General features: G+C 65.3%; 3 protein-coding genes. 1 reads left to right on the top strand and 2 read right to left on the bottom strand.

Features of this window, described 5'->3' with window-relative positions:
* Window positions 1-362 (top strand): SGNH hydrolase domain-containing protein (locus EAW56_RS12750; protein WP_341867427.1); only part of this gene is annotated, 362 nt, incomplete at its 5' end.
* Between the two features lie 27 nt (window positions 363-389).
* Here the strand turns inward: EAW56_RS12750 and EAW56_RS10885 are convergent.
* Complete coding sequence (locus tag EAW56_RS10885) at window positions 390-4,421, bottom strand: hypothetical protein (protein ID WP_122086537.1); 4,032 nt, start codon at window positions 4,419-4,421, stop codon at window positions 390-392.
* A gap of 44 nt (window positions 4,422-4,465) precedes the next feature.
* Window positions 4,466-5,673: signal recognition particle protein (locus EAW56_RS10880; RefSeq protein WP_122086535.1), on the bottom strand; the 1,208-nt coding region annotated here is incomplete at its 5' end.

Raw genomic sequence — 5,673 nt, 5'->3', positions numbered from 1 at the left:
ACCCGGCTGCCGAGTACCTCGACGGCTCGCGCAACCAGTTCAGCGTGGACACCGCCGGGTGGTTCTGCGACGCCGAACTGTGCCGCCCCCAGATCGGCAACGTGTACGTCTACCGCGACCAGAACCATATCTCGAACGCGTACATGGCCACGCTGACGCCGCTGGTGTGGCAGGAGCTGCGCCGGGTCTTTGACACGCTGGACATCGCCTACACGCAGCCCGAGCCGGGGCAAGACGGCGAGGGCGCAGCAGGCGCGCCACCCACGGAGTACGTCATCCCGCCGCTGTTCCCCGACCCAAACGCGCACGTCCCCGTCGGCGACGGGGAGGCACCGGAGGTGCCGATGGTAGGGCGCGAGTAGGCGTCGATAAGCAGCCCGCTCAGGGCGTCAGCGCGCTTTGCGACGCTTCCACCCCAGCGCCACAAACGCCTGGCGATCGCCCGCGACGTAGTGCTCGGCGAGCGCGAGGGCCTCGGCGAGGCTGCTCGTCTTGCGCTGGAAATTCTCAATCTGCCCGAAGTCGTGGCCCCACCCGACCACGAACCGGCTGCGCAGCGCGCCGCAGTCATTGATCACCAGGACGTAGTCGCCCTCCACCGCGGAATCCATTACCTGGATGAAGTCGCCCTTTGTGGGCAACTCCACCCGGCGCAGCGCGTCCAGATTATCCGGGTCGAGCGGCACGGGCTCGAAGAGGTTCGACTGCATCTGGAAGCGGGAAGGCGCATCCGGTGCCCGCGTGGCGCTGTGCCACTGGGCCGCTTCGACCACCGCAGCCGGCGACCGCGCCATTGTGGCGTAGAGGTGCAGCACATCCGGTTCAGCGAGTCCTTCGACCGAGTACACAATGCTGCCTGGGATTTCGTACGTGGCCGAATAGCCGCCCGGGGCCTCACGGATGGTGAGCCAGTAGTACTGCAGGTCCGGCTCCGAACGGCCCGAGTCGAGCGTGATGCTGGCCGCGACCACGAGCTCGTCCGCGCGGGACAAAAGCTGCAACCCCTGCGCGAACGCGGGAACGGTGGCGTCGACCCAGAACTGGACGATCGTGTTGTTCGCACCGAGCGTCAATCCGCTGAACGGCGTCTCCTCGCCTCCGGTGGCGTTGTAGAAGACGTGCGCCCCGTTGAGCACGACCGAGACCCCGTACAGGGGCGCAAGGCGCACGATGTCCGCGAGGACCCCGTCGAGCGCGGCCTTGGGCACCCACACACGCGTCATCGCGCGGAGCCCGACCTCGTTGCCGGCGCGCCCGCGGATCGCACCGGGTGCCGGCTGTGCTTGCTGCAGCTCGGAGAAGAAGGCCTTGAGCTCGGCGGGTGCGTCCTCGGCGGTGTCCGCGTGCATCCGGTGGAAGTGGCGCACGGATGCATCGGTCCATGCCTGGGCTCGCTGCGGGAGGATCATGGCAGAGATTTCCGTGAGCTCGTTGTCCCACAGCGACCGTGTACGAACCGGAGCGTCCTGGCCGAAGAGCGCTTCTGCCTGCGCGTCGTCCGCCGTCAGGTAGGTGTGGACGAACGCCACCAGGTCGGCGCCGCTGGAAAACTCACGGGTCACAGTTGCAAATGGTGCGGTTTCCAGCGTGGCTACCCATCGGCCGTTGCCAGCGCGCCCGTATTCCAGGGCGCCACCTGGGCCGTCGTGGAGCCGCACGAGCGTGCCCTCCGGCAGATTGAGCACCGCGTCAAGCCGACGCAGAGGGAGCTCGCTGCGCTCCCCAGCGCTCGTGGCAAAGTGGGCGTCCGCCGGCGCGGCCTCGCCCCATCCGAGGCGGTCGAGCAGCGGACTCCGGTCCGCAAACGCCAGGAGCAGCTCACGCGCCTGGGCGTAGCCTGCCACCCGGCGGGTGAGCAAGCGGTACTGTCCGGCATCTTCCCCGTTCACGTGGCGCCAACGGAGGGTCCACGTGCCGTCGGCGTCAAGGCGTGCGGCCATCGCTTCCGGGCCCTCGGCGTACACTTCGACCCACGCGCCGATGGGGTCGGGCGCGCGCAGCGCGTCCTCAAAGGCCACATCAATAGTGCGCTCGCACACCTGCTGCCACAGGGTACCGATGCTATTGCGCAGCCCCGCGAAGCCAACCTCGTGCATTTCCACCCCGGTTCCGTTGACCAGCAACCCGGAGTCGGCCTGAAACACCAGGGCGTGATGCTGAAATGCTAGGTCGACGACACGGTTAAACACCTGGGGATCGTCCATCTGCGCATCAATGGTGAGCACGCGCTGCGCCTTCACGTCGTGCCCCAGCAGGTGCGCAAGCGCACCCGCGAGTCCCTCCATCGATGGGTCCGGTTCCTCGAACTGCTCCTGGTCCGCGAAAAACTCCTGCACGTGCCGATGGTGGTGTGCGAGCACGCTGGTCGTTGGACGGAGCACGTACAGGCGTTCCGGCGCCCCGTACGGTTGCCCGCCTGGCGTCCCTTCGTCCCCCACGTTCCAGTCAAGTGCGCGCATGAGCTCCCGGTTATCCTCCACGTACATCCGGAAGACTTCGTACGCTCGGTCGAGGTCGCGGGTGAGCACGTGCCCGCGCTCGACGGCGCCATTGTTATACCCCCACTCCACTCGGTACCATCCATGAGCATCGTGGCGGAACACGCGGCAATAGTCCTCGGGGCTACGGTTGTCGGTCACTCCGATCCAGTCGCCGACGCCCGCTGCGGCAAACGCATCCTGGTAGGTGGCCAACGCCTCGTCGCTGTACAACGTCGTCGAGTCACCGGAGTTGGAGCCGAGCATGTACGGACGCCGCGGCAAGGCCAAGTCTGCGGTGCGCACCGATTCCCAATGCACTGAGTCAATAATGTCGTGCGGAGACTCCGCGGCGTTCAAGAACACGACCGCGACTTCGTATTGTGAGAGTCCTGCGACGGCCCGCATGCTCCAACCGGGCCCGTAGGCCTTCAGCAGAAACGAGCCATGGTCCGCGTCCTGAGGGATCGCGAGGAGCACCAGCCGCTGGTCGGGACGCTCGAGCGACTCGACGGTCAGTCGCAGCTGCCAATGGCTGAAGTGCACCATCAACGCCTCCATGAAGGCAGCCGGTGACACCGACACCCACCGATTCACGCACTTGTCGCCGTCGAACAGCTCAAGTGTGCACCGCACGTCGCCTCCAGCTGTGGCACCGGAGGGGTTGACCAACACATGTGCACCATCAAGCACCAGCGACACCCCGTAGCGCTGCGCGAGGTTGCCCAGCCGGTCGAGGGTCCGCAGCGAGCCACGCCGGCGGACGGAAATCGTCGATAAGGCACGCGCCTCCACGCTGCTTTGCTCAAGCGCGAGCGTATGCGGCGCCTGCTGATTCACCTGCGCAATAAAAGCCGCCATCGCCCCCGCTACCGCGCCGTTGTGCGTATCCCGCACGCGGTGCATCTCGCGTATCGACGAGTTCGCCCACCTCGCCGCGCGTTCCGGAAGCACCATCGCCGTCACGGTGAGGGTGGCGGGCAATGCCATGTCAGACGACTCCGGGAAGAACTCAAGCAACGCTCCAAGCTCGTTGTCCACGTAGGCTTCCGCAATCTCGAGGAGTTCGCCGGCGGTATCGAAAGTGCGGGTCATCCCGCCGTTCAAGGCGTGGCGCATCGTCGCGCGCCACTGCCCGTCGCGGTCCCGCCCAAATTCCAAAGAGAAATTGAGCCGGTCGTGCAGGCGCACCATGACGCCTGCCGGCAGGTCGCGGATCGCCCCGAACCGGCGCAGCCGGTACTGGGAGCGCTGCACGAGGTCGCAGGTAGAGAGACATGGGACGAAGTCGACGTTGGTCCACTCGTACTCACTGAGGATCGGGCAGTGATCCGCAAACGCGAGTAGGACGGCGCGAGCTTCCTCGTAGGTCGCAACCGTCAGGGTCCGAAGATCGGAGTCGTCCTCACGAACGGTCCACACGATTGTGAAACGGCCGTTGTCCAGGAGGTGCATGCGCATCCGGACACCAAACTCGGCGGTGCTCTCGCCGAAGTTGTGCACTTGCACCCAGGTGTCCATGTCGGACGGCGCTCGAAGGGCATCCTCAAACGCGCGGTCCAGAGTGTGCTCGCTCACCTGGCACCAGACTGTTGCGATCGAGTTTGTCACCGCCGAGATTTCGGCGGTCGCACCATAGACGCCACTGGCGTCGATGTACAGATCCGATTCCCCGATAAACGCCGAGACTCGGTGCTGCAAACACAGGAAAGAGACGAAATTCAGCGAGTGGGCATCGAGACCGTTCACCGAGGCCGTTATGAGGCGAGTCGGCGCGAACTCCTGCCGCAGCCCACGCGAAAGATCACGCGCAAACGCCTCCATCTCTGGATCGGGGATCTGGCGCAGCGCGTCAACATCCACGCCCTTGAGAACCTTCGCCAGTTGGTCGAAGCGGGACGTGACGACGCTATTCGTTCGCAGGAAGTGGAATGGGAACTCCATACCACACAACCTACAGTGATATAGCGCACACCGCAGGGCGGGAATTACTTCTTCTTCCCCATGCGCTTCATCGCTTCACCGAAGTCGAGGTTGTCCAGGTCCATGCCGTCCATCCCCGGAGGAAGCTGTTCCTGCAGCTTCTTCAGCTCCTTCATATCCGGCATGCCGCCGCCCATACCTGGCATCCCGGGCATACCCGGCATCCCTGGCATCCCGCCGCCGCCACGGCGCTTCGGCGGCTTACGCTTGCCGTTCTTGCCTTTGCGGCCCTTCGGCTTCTTCTTTGTTGCCGAGCGGCCACCCGGCATCCCCGGCATACCGGGCATGCCACCGCCCATGCCAAACTGGCCGGCCATCTTGCCCATCATCTTCTTCGCTTCAAAGAAGCGCTCCACCAGCTGGTTCACGTCCGAGACCTCGACACCGGAACCCTTGGCAATGCGCTTGCGTCGTGAAGCATTGAGGATCTTCGGGTCCTCGCGCTCCGCCGGCGTCATGCCGCGGATGATGGCCTGGATGCGGTCGAGCTGCTTCTCGTCCACCATGTCGGCCATCTGGTTCATCTGCTTGCCGCCCGGCATCATCTTCAGCAGGTTGCCAATCGGACCCATGCGCCGGATCATGAGCAGCTGGTTGAGGAAGTCCTCGAGTGTAAGCTCGCCGGAAGCCAACTTGGACGCCGCTTCCTCGGCGTCCTTCTCGTTGTAGGTCTGCTCGGCCTGCTCGATCAGCGAGAGCAGGTCGCCCATGCCGAGGATGCGGCTGGACATGCGGTCCGGGTGGAAGACATCAAAGTCGTCGAGCTTTTCGCCTGTCGACGCGAACAGGATCGGCTTACCGGTCACCTCGCGGATCGACAGCGCGGCACCACCTCGGGCGTCGCCGTCCAGCTTGGTCAGGACCACGCCGGTGAAGTCGACGCCGTCAGCGAAGGCCTGCGCGGTGCTCACCGCGTCTTGGCCGATCATCGCGTCGATGACGAAGAGGACTTCGTCCGGGTTGACGGCGTCGCGGATGTTGCGCGCCTGCGTCATCAGGGTTTCGTCGATGCCCAGGCGACCCGCGGTATCGATAATGACCACGTCGTGCTTGGTCTGCTTCGCGTGCTCGATACCCTGCTGCGCAACCGCGACCGGGTCGCCGTGGGAGGACCCCATCTCGTGCTCGTAGGAGTCGATGGACGTACCCGGATCCGGCGCAAAGGTCTGCACGCCGGCGCGCTCGCCGACGATCTGCAGCTGCTGGACAGCGC

Origin of the sequence: Corynebacterium gottingense (assembly GCF_003693265.1) — a bacterium.
GTDB lineage: Bacteria > Actinomycetota > Actinomycetes > Mycobacteriales > Mycobacteriaceae > Corynebacterium > Corynebacterium gottingense.
The sequence above is the reverse complement of the archived record's forward strand: the minus strand, read 5'-3'. Positions and strand labels throughout refer to the sequence as shown.